Below are 17668 nucleotides of genomic sequence, written 5' to 3'. Positions count from 1 at the left end.
TGTTGTCCACATGGCCGACGACGACCGCGGTGCCCTTTTCGCCGGGGGAGACCGCGCCGGTGAACCAGCCGGCCAGATTCGGGTCCTCGGGCGGCGGCGCGTCGACCCAGCCCTCCGCGTCGAGACCGACCGGCATGACCGGCGCGTCGACCTGGATGGCGGGGACGGAGACCCGGTCGGGTACCGCGTACGGCAGTGGCGCGAGGCCCGTGGTGGTGGCGCGGTCGCCACCGGCGGCGCGGGTGTCCGAGGCGGCGGCCGACGCCGGCTGCGGCGGGCCCACCTCGAACTCCCCCGAACCGTTGCGGATGAGCGCGAGCCCGGTCAGCAGAACAAGCGCTATCACGCCCCAGGGAGCGCGCTTCCTGGACCGCTCCTCCTCTTCGGCCAACTCGGACGCATACATTCGCCATCCCCTCTCGACCCGGCCGTCGCCGTGTCTTCCGCGCATACGAGCACGCTATGCGCCACCCGTCCGACCGGCGACGGGGCGGCGGCGAACGGGTGGCACGGACGCCCTGCCGTGAGCCATCCGGGATTTCCCCGGCAGGAAACTTCTGACGGTCCGTGACCTGCGGCGATATCCACGAGCGCGGTACCGGTCCGGCACGCCCCTCACCAGGACGGACCATTCCCGGGCCATCCCCGAAATGCGGCTCCGCGCGGGGCAACTGAGGGTCTTTCTGGGAGACGCTTTCTCGCCGATCGACCGGGGACGGGACCCGGGGCGTCTTCCGCGGAGGATCACATGCGCAACACTCGTGCCCTCGCGGCAGCCGGCGCCGCGGTCGCTGTCCTCGGACTGGCCGCCCCCGCGGCCACCGCCGGCGGCGACCACAACCAGCCGTCCAACATCGTCGCCCTGCCCAGCGTGATCGCCCGCGGCGGCCAGATGACCGTCACGGTCGACGGCTGTCCGCAGGGCGGCACGATGACCTCGGACGCGTTCCGGACGACGCACCTGACCCCGGTCAAGGGGGCCAACGAGACGTCCAAGGGCACCGCCACCATCAAGGAGGACGCCCGGCCCGGTTCCTACGACATCACCGTCAACTGCTCGGGCAGGCGCCTGACGCGTCCGGCCGCCTTCACCGTGATCGGTGGCGTCCGTGGCGGCGTCGGTGGCAGCAGCTCCAGCGGGGCCACCCCGACCGACATCGCGATCGGCGGCGGGCTCGTCGTCGCCGCCGTCGCCGGTGGCGGCCTGTTCTGGCTGCGCCGCCGGGCCGAGCGGCGGATCTGACCCGTTCCCGTCCGACACCGTACGGGCTCCGCCTTCGGGGGGCGGGCCCGTCCGGCCCTCTTCCCGTCATGCGCCGGCGTCGCACGGTCGGATCGCGCGGCACGCACCGGCAGGGCTCCGCTCCGGACCCGTCGCGGGTCCGGAGCGGAGCCCTGCCGGTGCGTCCGGGGGCGGTGCGTCCGGGGCGGGAGCTCAGGCGGCGTCCTCGCCGGAGCGGCGGCGCGAGAGGTGGTACGCCGCTCCGACCGAGCCCGCGATGAGCGCGAGGCCGAGCCCGATCTCCTTCACGTCGAACCCGGCGACGCTGCCGCCCTCGCCCGCGTGTACGCCCTTGTCGGGGTGGTGGGGTTCGGGACTCGGACGGTGGGAGCCACCGCCCGCGATGGTCAGTTTCACGGTGCCGGTCCTCCCGTCACAGGCGAACCTCACCCGATGGACCGACCCGCGTGTGGCGTCCCGGTCGACCCGCGTCGTCGCCGACGACTTGTGCCGCGGGATGGTGACCGTGTCGAACACCGGCGACGAGACCGTGACGCGTCCCTGGCAGCCGTCGGCGCCGCGGCCCACACCCAGGGTGACCTCGCCGCCCGGCGAGACGGTGGCCGGGTGGACGAGGAAGCCGAACGTCGAGCCCGAGCCGGTGGCCGCCCCGGCCGGTACGCAGGCGGAGAGGGCGGCGACGCCCAGCAGTGCGACCGAGGCGACGGGTATCGCGCGCATGGTGAATCCTCCGGGTCCCCGAGGAGCGGCGACGGACCTGTTCCGCTCGCGCCAGAAAAGCACCTCGATGCCCGAAACGCTAGAAAATCGCGCACGCCGGCGCGATCGCAGTAGCGCGAATGGGGCACGTCTGTGGGCCGCTCAGGGGACGGTCACGGTGTGTCGCGCACCCCCGGCGTGCCGCTGGTGCCGATACCGGACCGGACCGGACCAAGACCGGACCGGTCCGGGGGACCGCCGAGGGACGCACGAGCGGGTGTCTCAGCCCTCCACCCCCGGGAAGAGACTCAGGAACGGATCCGTCGACGCCGCCACACCGCGACTGAACGGTGCGTCGAAGTCCCAGATCAGGAAGAGCAGGAAGGCGATCAGCGCCGAGAACAGTCCGGCCAGGACCATTTCGCGTGTCGTGCGCCTGATCTGCAGGGCGAAGATCATCCCGACGGTGATGACGCCCCCCGCGACGAGTCCGAACCACACCACGCCCGGCATGGTTGCCCCGGTCGACTCCGACCGGGCGATGCGGGCCTGGTCCGCCGCGGTCACCTGGTCGACGAGCGGCTGGTAGGCCTGGGCCTCGAAGTCCGACCTCGGCTCGTAGTCGGTGACGTCCGCACGGACGCGGTCGAGGAGCTCGGTGCCGCGTTCGGTCACCTCGCCGCGGTCGGCCATGACCTTCCACTCGGTGGTGACGACGTGTCCGACATAGGCGTTGACATCCTCCCGGATGCGGTCACGGACATCGGTCGGATAGACCCGGACGCGTTCCGAGATCTCGTGCAGCGCGACCGCCTCCGCCTGGACGTGGTCCTGCGCGGCACTGCGTGCCTCCCAGACACCGGCGATGGCCAGGCCCAGGACGATGGCGTACACCACGCCGATCCACATCGTCATGTACTCGATGACGTCCGGGGTCTCGGTGATGTCCTCGTCGTCGGACGCCCTGCGGTGCCGCACGAGGGTGATGATGACGACCACGGCGCAGGCGGCCAGCATCGCGAGGGTGAGAACAAGCCATTCCGGCAAGAGGGGCTCCAGAGGATCAGCGCGCACGGAGCGCGGCGACGGCGACCACCGCGGGCACCGTGATGAGCAGGACGAAGACGAGCGGCGACGTGGCCCCGCGCGAGGGCCGCTGCTGTTGCCGGGCGGCGCGGTAGCGCGGGTAGTGCACCGGGCTGAGCGACGGCCGGGGTGTGGGCGTGGCCGACGGGGCGGGCGCGGGAGCCGCGGGACGGACCGGCGCCGGGGTTGGGCTGGGTGTCGGTGTCGGTGTCGGCGTGGGCCGGGCCGGTGCCGGCCGTGGGGCGGGCGGAGGTGGAGGCTCGGGTCTCGGGGCGGGCGGCACCGGTGGCTCGGGCGCCGGGGCGGGGGGTGGCGGGGGAGTGGGCTTCGGAGGCGGAGGCGGGGGCTTGGGGGGCGGGGCGGTAGGCGGCGTCGGTGAGGGCTCGGGGCACGGCGGGAAGGTGGGCCAGGAGTCGCTCCCGGCGACCGCCACCGCGTCGGTGCCTTTCGGTCCGGTCGACACATACGCACAGGCATCGGCCTGCGCCGTGCCGATCGGCGCGCCGACGAGCGTGAATGTCAGCGTCACGAGGGCCAACACCCGTCCGGCCAAGGCGGATCGGGTCGGTTCGGGTCCATGCACGACGCAGATCATCGAGCCTGCCGCACCACATCACGCCCGATTACCGGACGATTACCCCGAAGGAGGGACATGGGTCGACCGGCGGTTTGACCAGCGCGCACGCACCCGTGCCCCGGCTCGCACTCGCGTACGAGCGGGCGCACCGGGTGGCGGCGGGCGCGGCGGGCGCCGGAAGAAATCCGTGCCCCGTTGAGCACAACCCGCCTCTCCGTGCGTACCCAGTGGCGTGCGGCGGCGCAGCGGCGCCGTCCCGACACCTCCATGACGATCGGGGACTGACGATGAAGACCTCCTGGCGGAGCGTTTCACTCGTGGCGAGCGCCGCGATGGTGCTGGCGCTGACGACGGCGTGCGGCCAGGACGGCGGCAGCGCCACCGGCAGCCAGAACGTGGGCGCCACGGCCGTGCCCGGCGCCGTCGGTGACATCGCCACCGGCGCCGGACTCGGCACCGGCGCGGACGGCACGCAGGAGCCGGCGAGCCCGCCGGAGCCCGCCGGCAAGCTGTCCGTCTCCACCAACGCCGAGATCGGCGAGTTGGTGACCGACGGAACGGGCCGCACCCTCTACCGCTTCGACGCGGACACCGCCGAGCCGCCCAGGGCGACGTGCGAGAACGACTGCGCCACCGCCTGGCCTCCCGTGGCCGCCGCCGATGCCCTCGCCGGCGAGGGCATCGACGGGGAACTGCTCGGCGAGGTCGCCCGGCCCGACGGCAGCAAGCAGCTGACCATCGGCGGCTGGCCGGCGTACCGCTACGCCAAGGACACCGCGGCCGGTGACGTCAAGGGCCAGGGCGTCGGGGGCAAGTGGTACGCGCTGGCCGCGGACGGCAGGAAGGCGGAGGCGAAGGAGGCGGCCGGACTGTCCACCCGCGACGATCCGAAGCTCGGCGAGATCGTCGTCGACAAGAACGGCATGACGGTCTACCGTTTCATGAAGGACGAGGCCTGGCCGGAGCCGGTGTCGGCGTGCACCGGCGCCTGTCTGGAGAAATGGCCGGTGGTGGAGCCGGTGGAGCCCGATGACACCGAGGGCGTCGTGAAGAAGGACCTGATGACCTTCACCCGGCCCGACGGCGCCGAGCAGCAGACGGTCGATTGTCGGCCGATCTACACCTTCGCCGGTGACAAGAAGGCCGGCGACACCAACGGTCAGGGCGTCGGCGGCACCTGGTACGCCGTCTCGCCCGACGGAAAGCCGGTCGGCGCGCCGAAGAAGTAGCGACCTCCCACCCGCAGATCTTCAGCGCGCGACCAGCGGGCCGTCCCCTTCGCACCCAGGCGGAGGGGACGGCCCTGTTCGCGCCCTTTGGTATGCCTTGGCGCACGGCACGTGCCCCGGGCAGTGACCGGGAACGGACGGTCAATTTCCGTTTGGACTCGCCCGTTTGGCGGGTGATCAGTAGCCTCAGCTCGAACACCGGATCGCCTATGCCCTTGGAGAGCTAGATGGAGCGTCCCGCCTGGGCCCCCCGCAGCATCGACGTCTCGGTGCCCAGCGTGTCCCGGATCTACGACTTCTACCTGGGCGGTTCGCACAACTTCGAGGTCGACCGGGAAGCGGCCCGCAAGGCCATGGAGTTCATGCCGGGGCTCCCCAAGATCATGCAGGCCAACCGGGCGTTCATGCGCCGCGCCGTGCGTTTCGCGGCCGGCGAGGGCATCGACCAGTTCCTCGACATCGGCTCCGGCATCCCCACCTTCGGCAGCGTCCACGAGGTAGCCGGTCGCAGCCGCCCCGGCTCCCGCGTCGTCTACGTCGACCACGATCCGGTGGCGGTCGCGCACAGCGAGGCCGTCCTGGCGGGCCACGACGACGCGGACGTCGTGGCCGCCGACCTGCTGAAACCGAGGGAGATCCTCTCCAGCCCCCAGGTGGAGCGGCTGATCGACCTGAATCGGCCGGTGGCCCTGCTGTTGGTTGCCATACTGCACTTCGTGGAAGACGCGGACGACCCGTACACGGCGGTGGCCGAGCTGAGCGAAGCGCTCGCGCCCGGCAGCCTGCTCGTCCTCACGCACGCCTCGTACGAGGGAGTCCCACTGCCCGCAGAGCGGGCCACAGGCGCGGTGGACGTGTACAAGGACATCCGCAACCCGCTGATCATGCGTTCGCGTGAGGAGATCGCGCGGTTCTTCGAGGGGTACGACATGGTGGAGCCCGGACTGGTTCCGATGCCGAACTGGTGGCCCGAAGAGGCGCCGGAGGAAGCGGACCCGTACGCGTTCTCGGGGTTCGCCGGCGTGGGGCGTACGGCGTGAGCGCGGAGCCGGACGGGCCGGAGGACAGACTGCGCCGGTTCGCGACGATCTGGAGCCGGGCGGTGTTCCCGGTGACCTCCACGTCGTCGACCCGGCCCGAGTTCGAGCAGCGACTGCTGCCGCTGGCCCGCCGGCTGAGCGAGGTGCTGCGGGCACGGAGCTTCGACGCGCGGGAGGCCAGGGCCGTCGGCGCGGCGCTCGTCGACTCGCACTGCACCGACCCCGAGGCGCTCGCCCGGACGCTGGACTGCGTCGACGCCTACCTCGTCCTCTACTGCGGCGAGGGCGGTGACCCGGAGGACCTGCGGGCCCGCTCGGCGCGGCTCCAGCACGCGATGGCGGCCGGGTTCGCCGCGGCACTGCGCGCCCGGACGCTGGCCGAACAGGAGGCCATCGCGCAGGCCGCGCTGAAGGCACAGGGCGTGGTGGCCGAGGCCCTGCACGCCAGCGAGGCCCGCTTCCGGGCGGTCTTCGAGGGCGCCGCCATAGGCATCGGCATCGCCGACCTGGAGGGCAACGTGCTCCAGGTCAACGAGGCGCTCATGCGAATGTTCGGCATCGCCGGCCCGACGCTGGGCGGCCGCAGGGCGTCGGAGTGGACGCATCCCGACGACGCGCCGCAGACCTGGCGGCTCTACGACGAGCTGGTGCGCGGCGAGCGGGAGCACTACCACGTGGAGAAGGCCTTCTACCGGCCCGACGGAACGGTCCTGTGGACCAACCTCACCGTCTCCCTGCTGCGGGACGCCGACGGCGTCCCGCAGTACCAGCTCGCGCTGATGGAGGACACCACCGAGCGCCGGCTGCTCAATCTGCGACTGCGCTACGAGGCCACGCACGACGCGCTCACCGGCCTGCCCAACCGCAGCTTCTTCTTCGAACGCCTGGAGAAGGCCCTGAACGCGGGGCCCGGCCGGCGCTTCGGCCTGTGCTACCTCGACCTCGACGGCTTCAAGACCGTCAACGACAGCCTCGGCCACGCGGCCGGCGACCGGCTGCTCGTGGAGGTCGCCGACCGCCTGCAGGCCTGCGCCACCGCGCCCGGCGAGATGGTCGCCCGCCTGGGCGGCGACGAGTTCGTCGCGCTGACCAGCGGCCCCGACACCCGGCACGAGGCCGAGGAGCTGGCCGGGCGCATCATGAACGCGCTGCTCGCCCCGATCAGCATCGACGGCCGCGAACTGACCGTGCGCGGCAGCATCGGCATCGTCGAGGGATCGGCGGGCGAGCGCAGCCCGGCGGAGGTGCTGCGCAGCGCCGACATCACCATGTACCGGGCCAAGTCGGCGGGCGGCAACCGCTTCGAGCTGGCCGACCCGGAGGCCGACGCACGGGTGATCACCCGGCACGGCCTGACCACCGCGCTGCCCGCGGCCCTGGAGCGGGGTGAGTTCTTCATCGAGTACCAGCCGTTGGTGCACCTCGGTGACGGCACCGTGCGTGGCGCCGAGGCCCTGGTGCGCTGGCTGCACCCGCAGCACGGGGTGCTCGGTCCCGACCGGTTCATCCCGCTCGCCGAGCACACGGGCCTGATCGTGCCGCTGGGCCGCTGGGTGATGGAGCAGTCGGTGCGGCAGGCCCGCGCCTGGCGGGAGCGGTACGGCGAGACGACCGCCGTGGGCCCGCTGCGGATCAACGTCAACCTCTCGCCCTGCCAGCTCACCCATCCCGGCCTGGTCCAGGACACCGTCGACATCCTGGAGCGGACCGGCGTCGCGCCCGACGCGCTGTGCCTGGAGGTGACGGAGTCGGCACTCATCGGCGCCGACGACGACCTGCTGAAGCCGCTGCGCCGGCTCGCCGAGATGGGCGTCGACATCGCCCTGGACGACTTCGGTACCGGCTACTCCAACCTCGCCAACCTGCGCCGGCTGCCGGTGAGCGTCCTCAAGCTGGACCGTTCCTTCACCCAGAGCATGCAGCAGTTCCCGGCGGATCCCGTCGACCTCAAGATCGTCGAGGGCATCGTCGCCCTGGCCCACAGCCTGGACCTCGCGGTCACCGTGGAGGGCGTGGAGACCGGCGCCCAGGCCGAGCAGCTGCGCATACTCGGCTGCGACACGGCCCAGGGCTGGTACTACGCCCGCCCGGGCCCACCGGAGCGACTGCACGACCTGACGCTGGTGGACGCGGCGGGCCTTTAGGGACGCGGGGCTGTTCCCATGTGCGGCTCCGCCGCGTGGGCGCGACCGGCCACGACGAGCCCGCAGCCCTGGACGGTGCTGAGCGCAATGGTGCTGCCGGGCACCTTCCCCGCGCTCACCTTTCCAGCAGCATCCGCTGCAACTCCCGAGCCGCCCGAGGTGGAGCCACATCGCTGCGATGGGCGAGCGCGATCGTCCGGTTCAACCCCGGCCGCGCCAACGGTGTGACCCGTAGCCCGCGCCCCGACCGCGCCGCCACCATCCGCGGCACCACGGCCATCCCCAGTCCCGCCCGTACGAACCCCAGCACGGCGTCCATCTCCCCGCCCTCGACCGCGAAGTCCGGCTCGAACCCCTCGGCACGGCACGCGGCCACGGTCAGTTCCCGCAGGTCGTACCCGTGCCGGAACATCACCAGGCGCTCGCCCTCCAGGTCGGCGATGCGGACCGCGCGCCGTCCGCCGCCCGGCCGGGGCGACTCCGGGGACGACACCACCACCAGGTCCTCCCGCAACAGCTCCACCGTGGTCAGCGCCGGCGACGCGGTGGGCAGTGGGAGCACGACCAGCGCCAGGTCGAGCGCGCCGCGCGCCAGCTCCCGCACCAGGTCGTGCGAGCCTCCCTCCTCGATCATCAGCTGGATGCCGGGATACCGGTCGTGGAACGCACGCAGCACGTCCGGCAGCAGCCCGGTGCACAGGCTCGGGGTGGCACCCAGCCTGACCCGGCCCCGGCGCAGCTGCGCCAGCTCCAGTACCTCGTGGCGGGCCGTGTCCGCGTCGGCCAGGATGCGCCGGGCCAGTGGCAACAGTGCCTCCCCGGCGTCGGTGAGCGTGATGTTGCCCCGCGCCCGCAGGAACAGGTCGGCGCCCAGCTCCCGCTCCAGCGCCTTGATCTGCTGGGACAGCGACGGCTGGGCCACGTGGACCATCTCCGCGGCCCGGGTGAAGTGCCGGGTCTCCGCGACCGCCACGAAGTACTGGAGTTGTTGCAACTGCATACCTCCAGCGTACGCGGTGAATAGGCAGAGCCTATGGAAACAAGGCGTTCCATGTCTTGGACCGATGAGGGATCGGCCCCGTAGCGTCCTGTGCCATGGCTCTGGCAACGCGGACGGACCGACGGCCGTCCCTCGCGCGCACCGTGTGGGACTCGACCGTCGGCAAGAAGACAGTGATGGCGGTCAGTGGTCTCGTCATGCTGCTCTACCTGGTCACCCACATGATCGGAAACCTGAAGATCTTCTTCGGGACGAGCGAGTTCAACCACTACGCCCACTGGCTGCGCACGGTCGGTGAACCGTTCATGCACTACGAGTGGACGCTGTGGCTGGTCCGCGTGGTGCTGGTCGTCGCCGTCGTCGCCCACGCCGTCTCCGCGTACCAGCTCAGCCGCCGTGACATCAAGGCGCGGCCCAGCAAGTACGTGCACAGGAAGCCGCGCTCCAGTTACGCGACGCGCACCATGCGCTGGGGCGGGATCATCCTCGCCCTGTTCATCGTCTGGCACATCCTGGACCTGACCACCGGCACCGTGCACTCCGGCGGCTTCGAGACGGGCAAGCCCTACCAGAACGTCGTGGACACCTTCTCCACCTGGTACGGCAACGTCATCTACATCGTCGCGGTGCTCGCCGTGGGTATGCACGTCCGGCACGGCTTCTGGAGCGCCGCCCAGACCCTCGGCGCCGGCAGCCGCACCCGCGACCGCGCCCTGAAGACCATCGCGAACGTCCTCGCGCTGCTGCTCACGGTCGGCTTCGTCGCCGTGCCCGTGGGCGTCATGACCGGAGTGGTGAACTGACCATGACTACCTACGCCGACTACACGACCGGAGAGCCGGTCGCCGACACCAAGGCCCCCGCCGGGCCCGTCAACGAGCGCTGGGACACCCGCCGTTTCGAGGCCAAGCTGGTCAACCCCGCCAACCGGCGCAAGCAGACCGTCATCGTCGTCGGCACCGGCCTCGCGGGCGGCTCCGCCGGCGCGACCCTCGCCGAACAGGGTTACCGCGTCGTCCAGTTCTGCTACCAGGACTCCCCGCGCCGGGCCCACTCCATCGCCGCGCAGGGCGGCATCAACGCCGCGAAGAACTACCGCAACGACGGCGACTCCGTCCACCGCCTGTTCTACGACACCGTCAAGGGCGGCGACTTCCGCTCCCGTGAATCCAACGTGCACCGGCTCGCGCAGATCTCGGTCGAGATCATCGACCAGTGCGTGGCGCAGGGCGTGCCCTTCGCCCGCGAGTACGGCGGCCTTCTCGACACCCGCTCCTTCGGCGGCGTCCAGGTCTCCCGTACGTTCTACGCCCGGGGCCAGACGGGCCAGCAGCTGCTCCTCGGCGCCTACCAGGCCCTCAGCAGGCAGATCGCGGCCGGCAACATTGAGATGCATCCGCGCACCGAGATGCTCGACCTGATCGTCGTCGACGGCCGGGCGCGCGGCATCGTCGCCCGCGACCTGATCACCGGGAAGATCGACACCTACTTCGCGGACGCCGTGGTCCTGGCCAGCGGCGGCTACGGCAACGTCTTCTACCTGTCGACCAACGCCATGAACTCCAACGCCACCGCGGTGTGGCGGGCGCACCGACGCGGCGCCTACTTCGCCAACCCCTGCTTCACGCAGATCCACCCGACCTGCATCCCGCGCACCGGTGACCACCAGTCCAAGCTGACGCTGATGAGCGAGTCGCTGCGCAACGACGGCCGGATCTGGGTGCCGAAGGCGAAGGGCGACGACCGGCCGCCGAACAAGATCCCCGAGGACGAGCGCGACTACTACCTGGAGCGCGTCTACCCGTCCTTCGGCAACCTGGTCCCCCGAGACATCGCCTCCCGCGCCGCGAAGAACGTCTGCGACGAGGGCAAGGGCGTGGGCCCCGGCGGTCAGGGCGTGTACCTGGACTTCGCCGACGCCATCAAGCGCATGGGACGCAAGGCGGTCGAGGCCAAGTACGGCAATCTCTTCGACATGTACCAGCGGATCACCGACGAGGACCCGTACCGGGTGCCCATGCGGATCTACCCCGCCGTGCACTACACGATGGGCGGGCTGTGGGTCGACTACGACCTCCAGACCACCGTCCCCGGCCTGTTCGCCGTAGGCGAGGCCAACTTCTCCGACCACGGCGCCAACCGGCTCGGTGCCTCCGCGCTGATGCAGGGCCTGGCCGACGGCTACTTCGTCCTGCCGGCCACCATCAACGACTACCTCGCCCGCAATCCCCACAAGGACGAGGTCGACGACGGCCACCCGGTCGTACAGGAGGTGCTGGCCGAGACCGAGGACCGGCTCAACCTGCTCCTCTCCGTCGACGGCGACCGCACCCCGGACTCCTTCCACCGCGAACTCGGCGAAATGATGTGGGAGTTCTGCGGCATGGCCCGCACCGACTCCGGCCTGCGCAAGGCCCTGGAGCGCATCCCGCAGATCCGCGAGGAGTTCTGGCGGCGCATCAAGGTGCCCGGCACCGGCGAGGAGTTCAACCAGTCGCTGGAGAAGGCCAACCGCGTCGTCGACTACCTGGAACTCGCAGAGCTGATGTGCCTCGACGCGCTGCACCGGGCCGAGTCCTGCGGCGGGCACTTCCGCGAGGAGTCCCAGACCCCGGACGGCGAGGCGGCCCGCCGGGACGACGAGTTCGGGTACGCGGCCGCCTGGGAGTTCACCGGCACCGGCGAGGCCCCCACCCTGCACAAGGAAGACCTGGTCTTCGAGTACGTCCACCCCACCCAGCGGAGCTACGCATGAAGCTCACCCTGCGCGTCTGGCGGCAGAAGAACGCCGACGCCGACGGCGCCATGTCCACGTACGAGGTGGACGGCATCTCCCGGGACATGTCCTTCCTGGAGATGCTCGACACCCTCAACGAGGAGCTCATCCTCAAGGGCGAGGACCCCGTCGCCTTCGACCACGACTGCCGCGAGGGCATCTGCGGCGCCTGCTCGCTGGTCATCAACGGCGACGCCCACGGCCCCGAGCGCACCACCACCTGCCAGCTGCACATGCGGTCCTTCCAGGACGGCGACACGATCGACATCGAGCCGTGGCGGGCCTCGGCCTTCCCGGTCGTGAAGGACCTGGTCGTCGACCGCTCGGCCTTCGACCGGATCATCCAGGCCGGCGGCTACATCACCGCGCCCACGGGCGCCGCGCCGGAGGCCCACGCCGCCCCGGTGCCGAAGCCGGACGCCGACTTCGCCTTCGAGCACGCCGAGTGCATCGGCTGCGGCGCCTGCGTGGCGGCCTGCCCGAACGGGGCGGCGATGCTGTTCACCTCCGCGAAGGTCAACCACCTCGGCGTCCTGCCGCAGGGCGCGCCCGAGCGGGAGACGCGGGTGCTGGACATGGTCGCGCAGATGGACGACGAGGGCTTCGGCGGCTGCACCCTCGCCGGCGAGTGCGCGACGGCCTGCCCCAAGGGCATCCCGCTCTTCTCCATCACCAGCATGAACAAGGAGTGGCTGCGGGCCACGCGCAAGGTGGCCAGGAGCTAGCCGGCCAGACCGAACGTTCGCCGAAAGGTGCGGACGGACGGGGCCGGGGGAGGTGCTCCCCCCGGCCCCGTCTCGCTTCTCGCCCCTGGCATTCAGCAGCCGCACATCCACTCTCCCGGCCCAGGTCACGCACCGGCCAACCGGCAGCGGAAGAACAGGTGCGGCGGACCGTACACCGTCGGCCCGCCGTCGCCGCCCCGGCCCGTGACCAGGAGAGTGCCATGACCGGCGTACTGACCGCAGACCGTCCCCAAAAGCCCGCCGCACCCCACCGCTACACCGTCGCCCTCGCCCGCGACGAGGAGGACGTGCGGGCCGCGCAGCGGCTGCGACACGATGTCTTCGCCGGGGAGATGGGCGCGCTGCTGGCGAGCCCGCGGCCCGGGTACGACATCGATCCCTTCGACGCGTACTGCGACCACCTGCTGGTGCGGGAGGAGACGACCGGACAGGTCGTCGGCACCTACCGGCTGCTGCCGCCGGAGCGCGCGGCGGCAGCCGGCCGGCTCTACGCCCAGAGCGAGTTCGACCTCGCGGCGCTGGACGCCATACGGCCCGGCCTGGTCGAGGTCGGCCGTTCCTGTGTGCACCCCGGCCACCGCGACGGCGCCGTCATCGGGCTCATCTGGGCCGGCATAGCCCGCTACATGACCGACCGGGGTCACGAGTGGCTGGCGGGCTGCTGCTCGATCCCGCTCACCGACGGCGGCGCCCTCGCCGCCGGCACGTGGGACCGGGTGCGGGCCAGGCACCTGGCACCCGAGGAGTACCGGGTGAGGCCGCTGCTCCCGTGGGTCCCGGGCCCGGCGGGGCCGACGGCCCGGACCGAACTGCCGGCCCTGCTGCGCGGCTACCTCCGCCTCGGTGCCTGGGTCTGCGGGCAACCCGCGCACGACGTGGACTTCAACGTCGCCGACCTGTACGTGCTGCTGCCGATGAGCCGGGTCGACCCGCGCTATCTGCGGCACTTCCTCTCCCTCGTGCCGGCCTGATGAGCGCCTGGCTGCCCGCCGCGCCCTGCACCCCGGGGCAGTGCGTGGAGCGGTCCCGGGCCGCGGCGGCCGTGCCGCTCGCCGTGCTGCGGCTCATCGCGGTCGCGTTACTGCTGCTCGCCGGAGTCGCCGTCGTGCTGACGCCGCTCGGCCGGGGGCGCCCCCGGCGGTGGGGGACGGTCCCCGCGGCCGTGGTGCGGTGCTGGTGCCGGTGGATCGTGCGGGCCGTCGGCGTCCGGGTCCGCGTCACGGGCGCCGCCCCGCCCGGCGGCGGTCTGCTCCTCGTCGCCAACCACGTCTCCTGGCTCGACGTCCCGCTGCTCGCCGCCGTGCGCCCGGCCAGGATGCTGGCCAAGAGCGACATCCGGCGCTGGCCGGTGGCGGGCCCGGTTGCCGCCCGCGGGGGCGTGCTCTTCATCGAACGGGACCGGCTGCGGGCCCTGCCGGACACGGTCGCCACGATCGCGGACACCCTGCGCGAGGGCGCGGCGGTCGCCGTCTTCCCCGAGGGCAGCACCTGGTGCGGGCGCGCCCAGGGCCGCTTCCGCCGGGCCGTCTTCCAGGCCGCCCTGGACGCCGGGGTGCCGGTCCAGCCGGTCCGCATCCGGTACCGGAGCCGAGAGCGGGCGGTGAGCACGGTGCCCGCATTCGTCGGCGAGGACACCCTGCTCGCCTCCCTGTGGCGGGTGGCGTCGGCGCGCGGGCTGACCGCGGAGGTGGAGGTACGGCCGGTGATCGCGCCGGACCGCCACTCCGACCGCCGCACGCTCGCCCACGCCGCCCAGGGGAGAGCACCTTCGAAAAGTATGTGCGCTTTGTAACGTATGTGCCGTTTCCGTACTGCTGATGAGGACATCCGGAAGGCAGGCACTCCGGAAGGAGGGTGATGCCAGATGATCACCCGTGAAGAGATCGCCAACGTCCTGGACCATCCGGTCTACGACGGGGACGGCAACAAGATCGGCGACGCCAAGCACGTCTTCTTCGACGACATGACCGGGCGTCCCGAGTGGGTGAGCGTCAAGACGGGCATGTTCGGCTCCAACGAGTCCTTCGTGCCCATCCATGACGCCTCGCTGGTGCAGGACCACCTCGAGGTCCCCTACCGCAAGGACCAGGTCAAGGACGCGCCCAATGTCGACGTCGACGCGGGCGGCCATCTGTCGGAGACCGAGGAGCACCGGCTCTACGACTACTACGGCATCAACTGGGACAGCGTGCTCTCCGAGGCCGAGCGCACCGACGACGGCCGCTGGGCCGCGGGCACCGGAACGGCCGGAGCCGCGGGAGCCGCCGGCATGGCCGGTACGGCGGGCGGTACGACCGGCTACCAGGACGCCCGGGACCGGACGGGCACGCGCGACGACGCCATGACCCGCTCCGAGGAGCAGATGCACGTGGGCGTCGAACGGCGTGAGTCCGGCCGGGCCAGGCTGCGCAAGTACGTGGTCACGGAGGAGGTCCAGCAGACCGTCCCGGTCAGTCACGAGGAGGTGCGGGTGGAGCGCGAGCCGATCACGGACGCCAACCGTGACCAGGCGCTCTCCGGGCCGCAGATCAGCGAGGACGAGCACGAGGTCACGCTGCACGAGGAACGCCCCGTCGTCGAGACCGAGACGGTGCCGGTGGAGCGCGTGCGGATGACCACGGAGGAGCGGACCGACGACGAGACGGTACGAGGCCAGGTCCGCAAGGAGCGGATCGAGGCCGAGACCGAGGCCACCACCGACGACGACACCCGGCGGGGCCGCCAGTAGCCGTCCCCCGTGCCGTCACCGCGAGGGGTCGCGCCGGTGCAACGCCGTCACCGGCGCGACCCCCCGTGCAGGGCCTCCGCCAGATAGGGCGCGGTGGCACTCCCACTCGCCCGCGCCACCTCGCCCGGCGGCCCCGCGGCGACGATCCGCCCGCCTGCCTCGCCGCCGCCCGGCCCCAGATCGATCACCCGGTCGGCGCCCGCCACCACGGCCATGTCGTGCTCTACGACGACCACCGTGTGCCCGGAGTCGACCAGACCGTGCAACTGACGCATCAGTACCTCGACATCGGCCGGATGCAGCCCCGTCGTCGGCTCGTCCAGGAGATACAGGGTGTGGCCGCGACGCCCCCGCTGCAGCTCGCTCGCCAGCTTGATGCGCTGCGCCTCCCCGCCGGACAGCTCGGTCGCCGGCTGGCCGAGCCGCAGGTAGCCGAGCCCGACGTCGAGCAGCGCGGCCAGACTGCGCGCGACCGCGGGCGTGTCCGCGTCCGCGAAGAACTCCGCCGCCTCCTCCACGGTCAGGTCCAGCACCTCGGCGATGTTCCGCCCCCGGTGGGTCACTTCGAGCGTCCCGGGGTTGTAGCGCGCCCCGTCGCAGTCCAGGCACGGCGCGTAGGTACTGGGCAGGAACAGCAGCTCCACGCTGACGAATCCCTCGCCCTGACAGGTCTCGCAGCGGCCCCCCGGCACGTTGAAGGAGAACCGGCCCACGCCGTAACCCCTCTCCCGCGCCTGGTCGGTGGCCGCGAAGACCTTGCGCACGACGTCGAACAAGCCCGTGTAGGTGGCCAGGTTGGAGCGTGGGGTGCGCCCGATCGGCCGCTGGTCGACGGAGACCAGTCGGCCCACCCCCGGCAGGCCCTGAGTGATCTCGCCGACGAGCGTCGACTTACCGGAGCCGGACACCCCTGTCACCGCGGTGAGCGCACCGAGCGGAAACTCCGCGGTCACCCCGCGCAGGTTGTGCCGGGTGACCGGACCGACCGTCACCGTCCCCCGCGGGACCCGCGCCTGACGGACGGGTGCGGGGGAGCGGTCGAAGAGGTGGTGGGCGGTCGCCGATTCCCCGACACCGGCCAGCCCGGCGACCGGACCGCTGTACAGCACCCGCCCGCCGTGCTCGCCGGCCCGCGGACCGACGTCCACGATCCAGTCGGCACCGCGCATCACGCCGAGGTGGTGCTCCACCACGAACACCGAGTTGCCGGCCGCCTTCAGCCGCTCCAGCACCGTCAGCAGCGCCTCGGTGTCCGCCGGGTGCAGTCCCGCGGACGGCTCGTCCAGCACGTACACGACCCCGAACAGTCCGGAGCGCAGCTGCGTCGCCAGCCGCAGCCGCTGCAGCTCGCCCGCCGACAGGGTGGGCGTCGCACGGTCGAGGCTCAGATAGCCGAGTCCCAGCTCGACGACGGGAGTGATCCGTGAGACGAGGTCCCCGGTGACCACCCGGGCCGTCTCACCTTCCGTCGGCAGCGCCTGCGCGAGTTCCGTCAGCGGCAGCGCGGCCAGCTCGGCGATGGAACAGCCGCCGACCGTCACCGCCAGGGCCTCGGGGCGCAGCCTGCCGCCACCGCAGACCGGGCAGGGCGCGCTGGTGAGGAAGCGCTCCGCCCTCGCCCGCAGCGTGGCGCTCTTCGAGTCCGAGAAGGTCTTCATCACATACCTGCGGGCGCTCATGTACGTGCCCTGGTAAGGCCGCTGGATGCGGCCCGCGTCCCGCACCGGGTGCACCGTGACCACCGGCTGCTCGTCCGTGAACAGGATCCACTCCCGCTCCCGGGCGGGCAGCTCGCGCCACGGCCGGTCCACGTCGTACCCGAGCGCGTCCAGGACGTCCCGCAGGTTCTTGCCCTGCCAGGCGCCCGGCCACGCGGCGATCGCGCCGTCCCGGACGGACAGCGACGCGTCCGGAACCAGCAGCTCCTCGGTCGTACGGTGCACCCGCCCGAGCCCGTGGCACTCCGGGCAGGCCCCGGCAGCGGTGTTCGGCGAGAAGGCGTCGGAGTCCAGCCGCGCCGCCCCCGGCGGGTAGTCGCCGGCGCGGGAGAACAGCATCCGCAGGGAGTTGGAGAGGTTGGTGACCGTGCCGACCGAGGAACGGGACGTCGGTGCCGCGCGGCGCTGCTGCAACGACACGGCGGGCGGCAGCCCGGTGATCTCACCGACCTTCGGGGCGCCGACCTGGTGGATCAGCCTGCGGGCGTACGGCGCGACCGACTCGAAGTAGCGCCGCTGCGCCTCCGCGTAGACCGTCCCGAACGCGAGCGACGACTTCCCCGAGCCGGACACACCGGTGAACACGGCCACCACGTCCCGGGGGACGTCCACGTCCACGCCCCTGAGATTGTGCTCACGGGCATCGCGCACCCGGACGTACGGGTCGTGGGGGCTGTGCATG

Annotated in this window: 16 protein-coding genes; 10 read left to right on the top strand and 6 right to left on the bottom strand. The window is 71.9% G+C overall.

Annotated elements, in window-relative coordinates; all coding sequences use genetic code 11:
• Window positions 1-406: class F sortase (locus tag ABEA26_RS06725; RefSeq protein WP_486388964.1), on the bottom strand; the 406-nt coding region annotated here is incomplete at its 3' end.
• A gap of 342 nt (window positions 407-748) precedes the next feature.
• On the opposite strand from ABEA26_RS06725, the gene ABEA26_RS06720 reads away from it, so the two are divergent.
• Window positions 749-1243 carry a hypothetical protein gene (locus tag ABEA26_RS06720; RefSeq protein ID WP_345590123.1) on the top strand — a complete coding sequence of 165 codons (495 nt, stop codon included), beginning with the start codon at window positions 749-751 and terminating at the stop codon, window positions 1241-1243.
• 192 nt (window positions 1244-1435) lie between these two features.
• Here ABEA26_RS06720 and ABEA26_RS06715 read toward each other — a convergent pair whose 3' ends face one another.
• The 3 genes from ABEA26_RS06715 to ABEA26_RS06705 form a co-directional block, all read right to left on the bottom strand.
• Window positions 1436-1963 carry a hypothetical protein gene (locus ABEA26_RS06715; RefSeq protein ID WP_345590122.1) on the bottom strand — a complete coding sequence of 176 codons (528 nt, stop codon included), beginning with the start codon at window positions 1961-1963 and terminating at the stop codon, window positions 1436-1438.
• A gap of 261 nt (window positions 1964-2224) precedes the next feature.
• On the bottom strand, window positions 2225-2989 hold the full coding sequence (locus ABEA26_RS06710; protein WP_345590121.1) for a bestrophin-like domain: 765 nt from the start codon (window positions 2987-2989) through the stop codon (window positions 2225-2227).
• Window positions 2990-3005: 16 nt separating this feature from the next.
• Window positions 3006-3137 carry a hypothetical protein gene (locus ABEA26_RS06705; RefSeq protein WP_345590120.1) on the bottom strand — a complete coding sequence of 44 codons (132 nt, stop codon included), beginning with the start codon at window positions 3135-3137 and terminating at the stop codon, window positions 3006-3008.
• Window positions 3138-3892: 755 nt separating this feature from the next.
• Between ABEA26_RS06705 and ABEA26_RS06700 the strand changes: the two genes are divergently transcribed.
• The 3 genes from ABEA26_RS06700 to rmdA all read left to right on the top strand — a co-directional run bounded on the left by ABEA26_RS06700 (window position 3893) and on the right by rmdA (window position 8018).
• Entirely contained in the window at window positions 3893-4834 is a 942-nt protein-coding gene (locus tag ABEA26_RS06700; protein ID WP_345590119.1) for an SCO0930 family lipoprotein, read from the top strand.
• 227 nt (window positions 4835-5061) lie between these two features.
• A complete protein-coding gene (locus tag ABEA26_RS06695; RefSeq protein ID WP_345590117.1) occupies window positions 5062-5874 on the top strand; it encodes an SAM-dependent methyltransferase in 813 nt (270 codons plus the stop codon).
• Window positions 5871-8018, top strand: a complete 2148-nt coding sequence (gene rmdA / locus ABEA26_RS06690) for a cyclic Di-GMP phosphodiesterase RmdA (protein WP_345590116.1) — start codon at window positions 5871-5873, stop codon at window positions 8016-8018. Before ABEA26_RS06695 ends, rmdA begins: the two co-directional genes overlap by 4 nt.
• A gap of 115 nt (window positions 8019-8133) precedes the next feature.
• On the opposite strand, the gene ABEA26_RS06685 is transcribed toward rmdA, so the two are convergent.
• Window positions 8134-9018, bottom strand: a complete 885-nt coding sequence (locus ABEA26_RS06685; RefSeq protein ID WP_345590115.1) for a LysR family transcriptional regulator — start codon at window positions 9016-9018, stop codon at window positions 8134-8136.
• 95 nt (window positions 9019-9113) lie between these two features.
• On the opposite strand from ABEA26_RS06685, the gene ABEA26_RS06680 reads away from it, so the two are divergent.
• The 6 genes from ABEA26_RS06680 (at window position 9114) to ABEA26_RS06655 (ending at window position 15268) form a co-directional block, all read left to right on the top strand.
• Complete coding sequence (locus ABEA26_RS06680) at window positions 9114-9821, top strand: succinate dehydrogenase (protein WP_345590114.1); 708 nt, start codon at window positions 9114-9116, stop codon at window positions 9819-9821.
• A 2-nt stretch (window positions 9822-9823) separates the two neighbouring features.
• Window positions 9824-11773 (top strand): fumarate reductase/succinate dehydrogenase flavoprotein subunit, encoded by a 1950-nt coding sequence (locus ABEA26_RS06675; protein ID WP_345590113.1) that lies wholly within the window; start codon window positions 9824-9826, stop codon window positions 11771-11773.
• Window positions 11770-12519 (top strand): succinate dehydrogenase/fumarate reductase iron-sulfur subunit, encoded by a 750-nt coding sequence (locus ABEA26_RS06670; protein WP_345590112.1) that lies wholly within the window; start codon window positions 11770-11772, stop codon window positions 12517-12519. Before ABEA26_RS06675 ends, ABEA26_RS06670 begins: the two co-directional genes overlap by 4 nt.
• A 221-nt stretch (window positions 12520-12740) precedes the next feature.
• The gene (locus tag ABEA26_RS06665) at window positions 12741-13511 is read left to right on the top strand and encodes a GNAT family N-acetyltransferase (protein WP_345590111.1); all 771 of its coding nucleotides are present in this window, start codon (window positions 12741-12743) and stop codon (window positions 13509-13511) included.
• Window positions 13511-14332: a lysophospholipid acyltransferase family protein gene (locus tag ABEA26_RS06660; protein ID WP_345590110.1), complete on the top strand. Its 822-nt coding sequence runs from the start codon at window positions 13511-13513 to the stop codon at window positions 14330-14332. The genes ABEA26_RS06665 and ABEA26_RS06660 overlap by 1 nt, the downstream gene beginning before the upstream one ends.
• A 72-nt stretch (window positions 14333-14404) precedes the next feature.
• A complete protein-coding gene (locus tag ABEA26_RS06655; RefSeq protein ID WP_345590108.1) occupies window positions 14405-15268 on the top strand; it encodes a DUF2382 domain-containing protein in 864 nt (287 codons plus the stop codon).
• 47 nt (window positions 15269-15315) lie between these two features.
• Here the strand turns inward: ABEA26_RS06655 and ABEA26_RS06650 are convergent, their stop codons facing one another.
• Window positions 15316-17667: an ATP-binding cassette domain-containing protein gene (locus ABEA26_RS06650; RefSeq protein ID WP_345590106.1), complete on the bottom strand. Its 2352-nt coding sequence runs from the start codon at window positions 17665-17667 to the stop codon at window positions 15316-15318.
• Window position 17668 lies beyond the last annotated feature (1 nt).

Source organism: Streptomyces marokkonensis (assembly GCF_039539045.1).
Classification (GTDB): domain Bacteria; phylum Actinomycetota; class Actinomycetes; order Streptomycetales; family Streptomycetaceae; genus Streptomyces; species Streptomyces marokkonensis.
Note: the sequence above shows the minus strand (reverse complement) of the source record. Positions and strands in the feature narration are given on the sequence as shown.

Bases quoted from the DNA above. Each gene is read 5' to 3' on its own strand.
- ABEA26_RS06715 (WP_345590122.1), bottom strand. From the start codon at position 1,963: ATGCGCGCGATACCCGTCGCCTCGGTCGCACTGCTGGGCGTCGCCGCC.
- ABEA26_RS06680 (WP_345590114.1), top strand. From the start codon at position 9,114: ATGGCTCTGGCAACGCGGACGGACCGACGGCCGTCCCTCGCGCGCACC.
- ABEA26_RS06695 (WP_345590117.1), top strand. From the start codon at position 5,062: ATGGAGCGTCCCGCCTGGGCCCCCCGCAGCATCGACGTCTCGGTGCCC.
- ABEA26_RS06685 (WP_345590115.1), bottom strand. From the start codon at position 9,018: ATGCAGTTGCAACAACTCCAGTACTTCGTGGCGGTCGCGGAGACCCGG.
- ABEA26_RS06720 (WP_345590123.1), top strand. From the start codon at position 749: ATGCGCAACACTCGTGCCCTCGCGGCAGCCGGCGCCGCGGTCGCTGTC.
- ABEA26_RS06675 (WP_345590113.1), top strand. From the start codon at position 9,824: ATGACTACCTACGCCGACTACACGACCGGAGAGCCGGTCGCCGACACC.
- ABEA26_RS06655 (WP_345590108.1), top strand. From the start codon at position 14,405: ATGATCACCCGTGAAGAGATCGCCAACGTCCTGGACCATCCGGTCTAC.
- ABEA26_RS06665 (WP_345590111.1), top strand. From the start codon at position 12,741: ATGACCGGCGTACTGACCGCAGACCGTCCCCAAAAGCCCGCCGCACCC.
- ABEA26_RS06700 (WP_345590119.1), top strand. From the start codon at position 3,893: ATGAAGACCTCCTGGCGGAGCGTTTCACTCGTGGCGAGCGCCGCGATG.
- ABEA26_RS06660 (WP_345590110.1), top strand. From the start codon at position 13,511: ATGAGCGCCTGGCTGCCCGCCGCGCCCTGCACCCCGGGGCAGTGCGTG.
- ABEA26_RS06670 (WP_345590112.1), top strand. From the start codon at position 11,770: ATGAAGCTCACCCTGCGCGTCTGGCGGCAGAAGAACGCCGACGCCGAC.
- ABEA26_RS06650 (WP_345590106.1), bottom strand. From the start codon at position 17,667: ATGCACAGCCCCCACGACCCGTACGTCCGGGTGCGCGATGCCCGTGAG.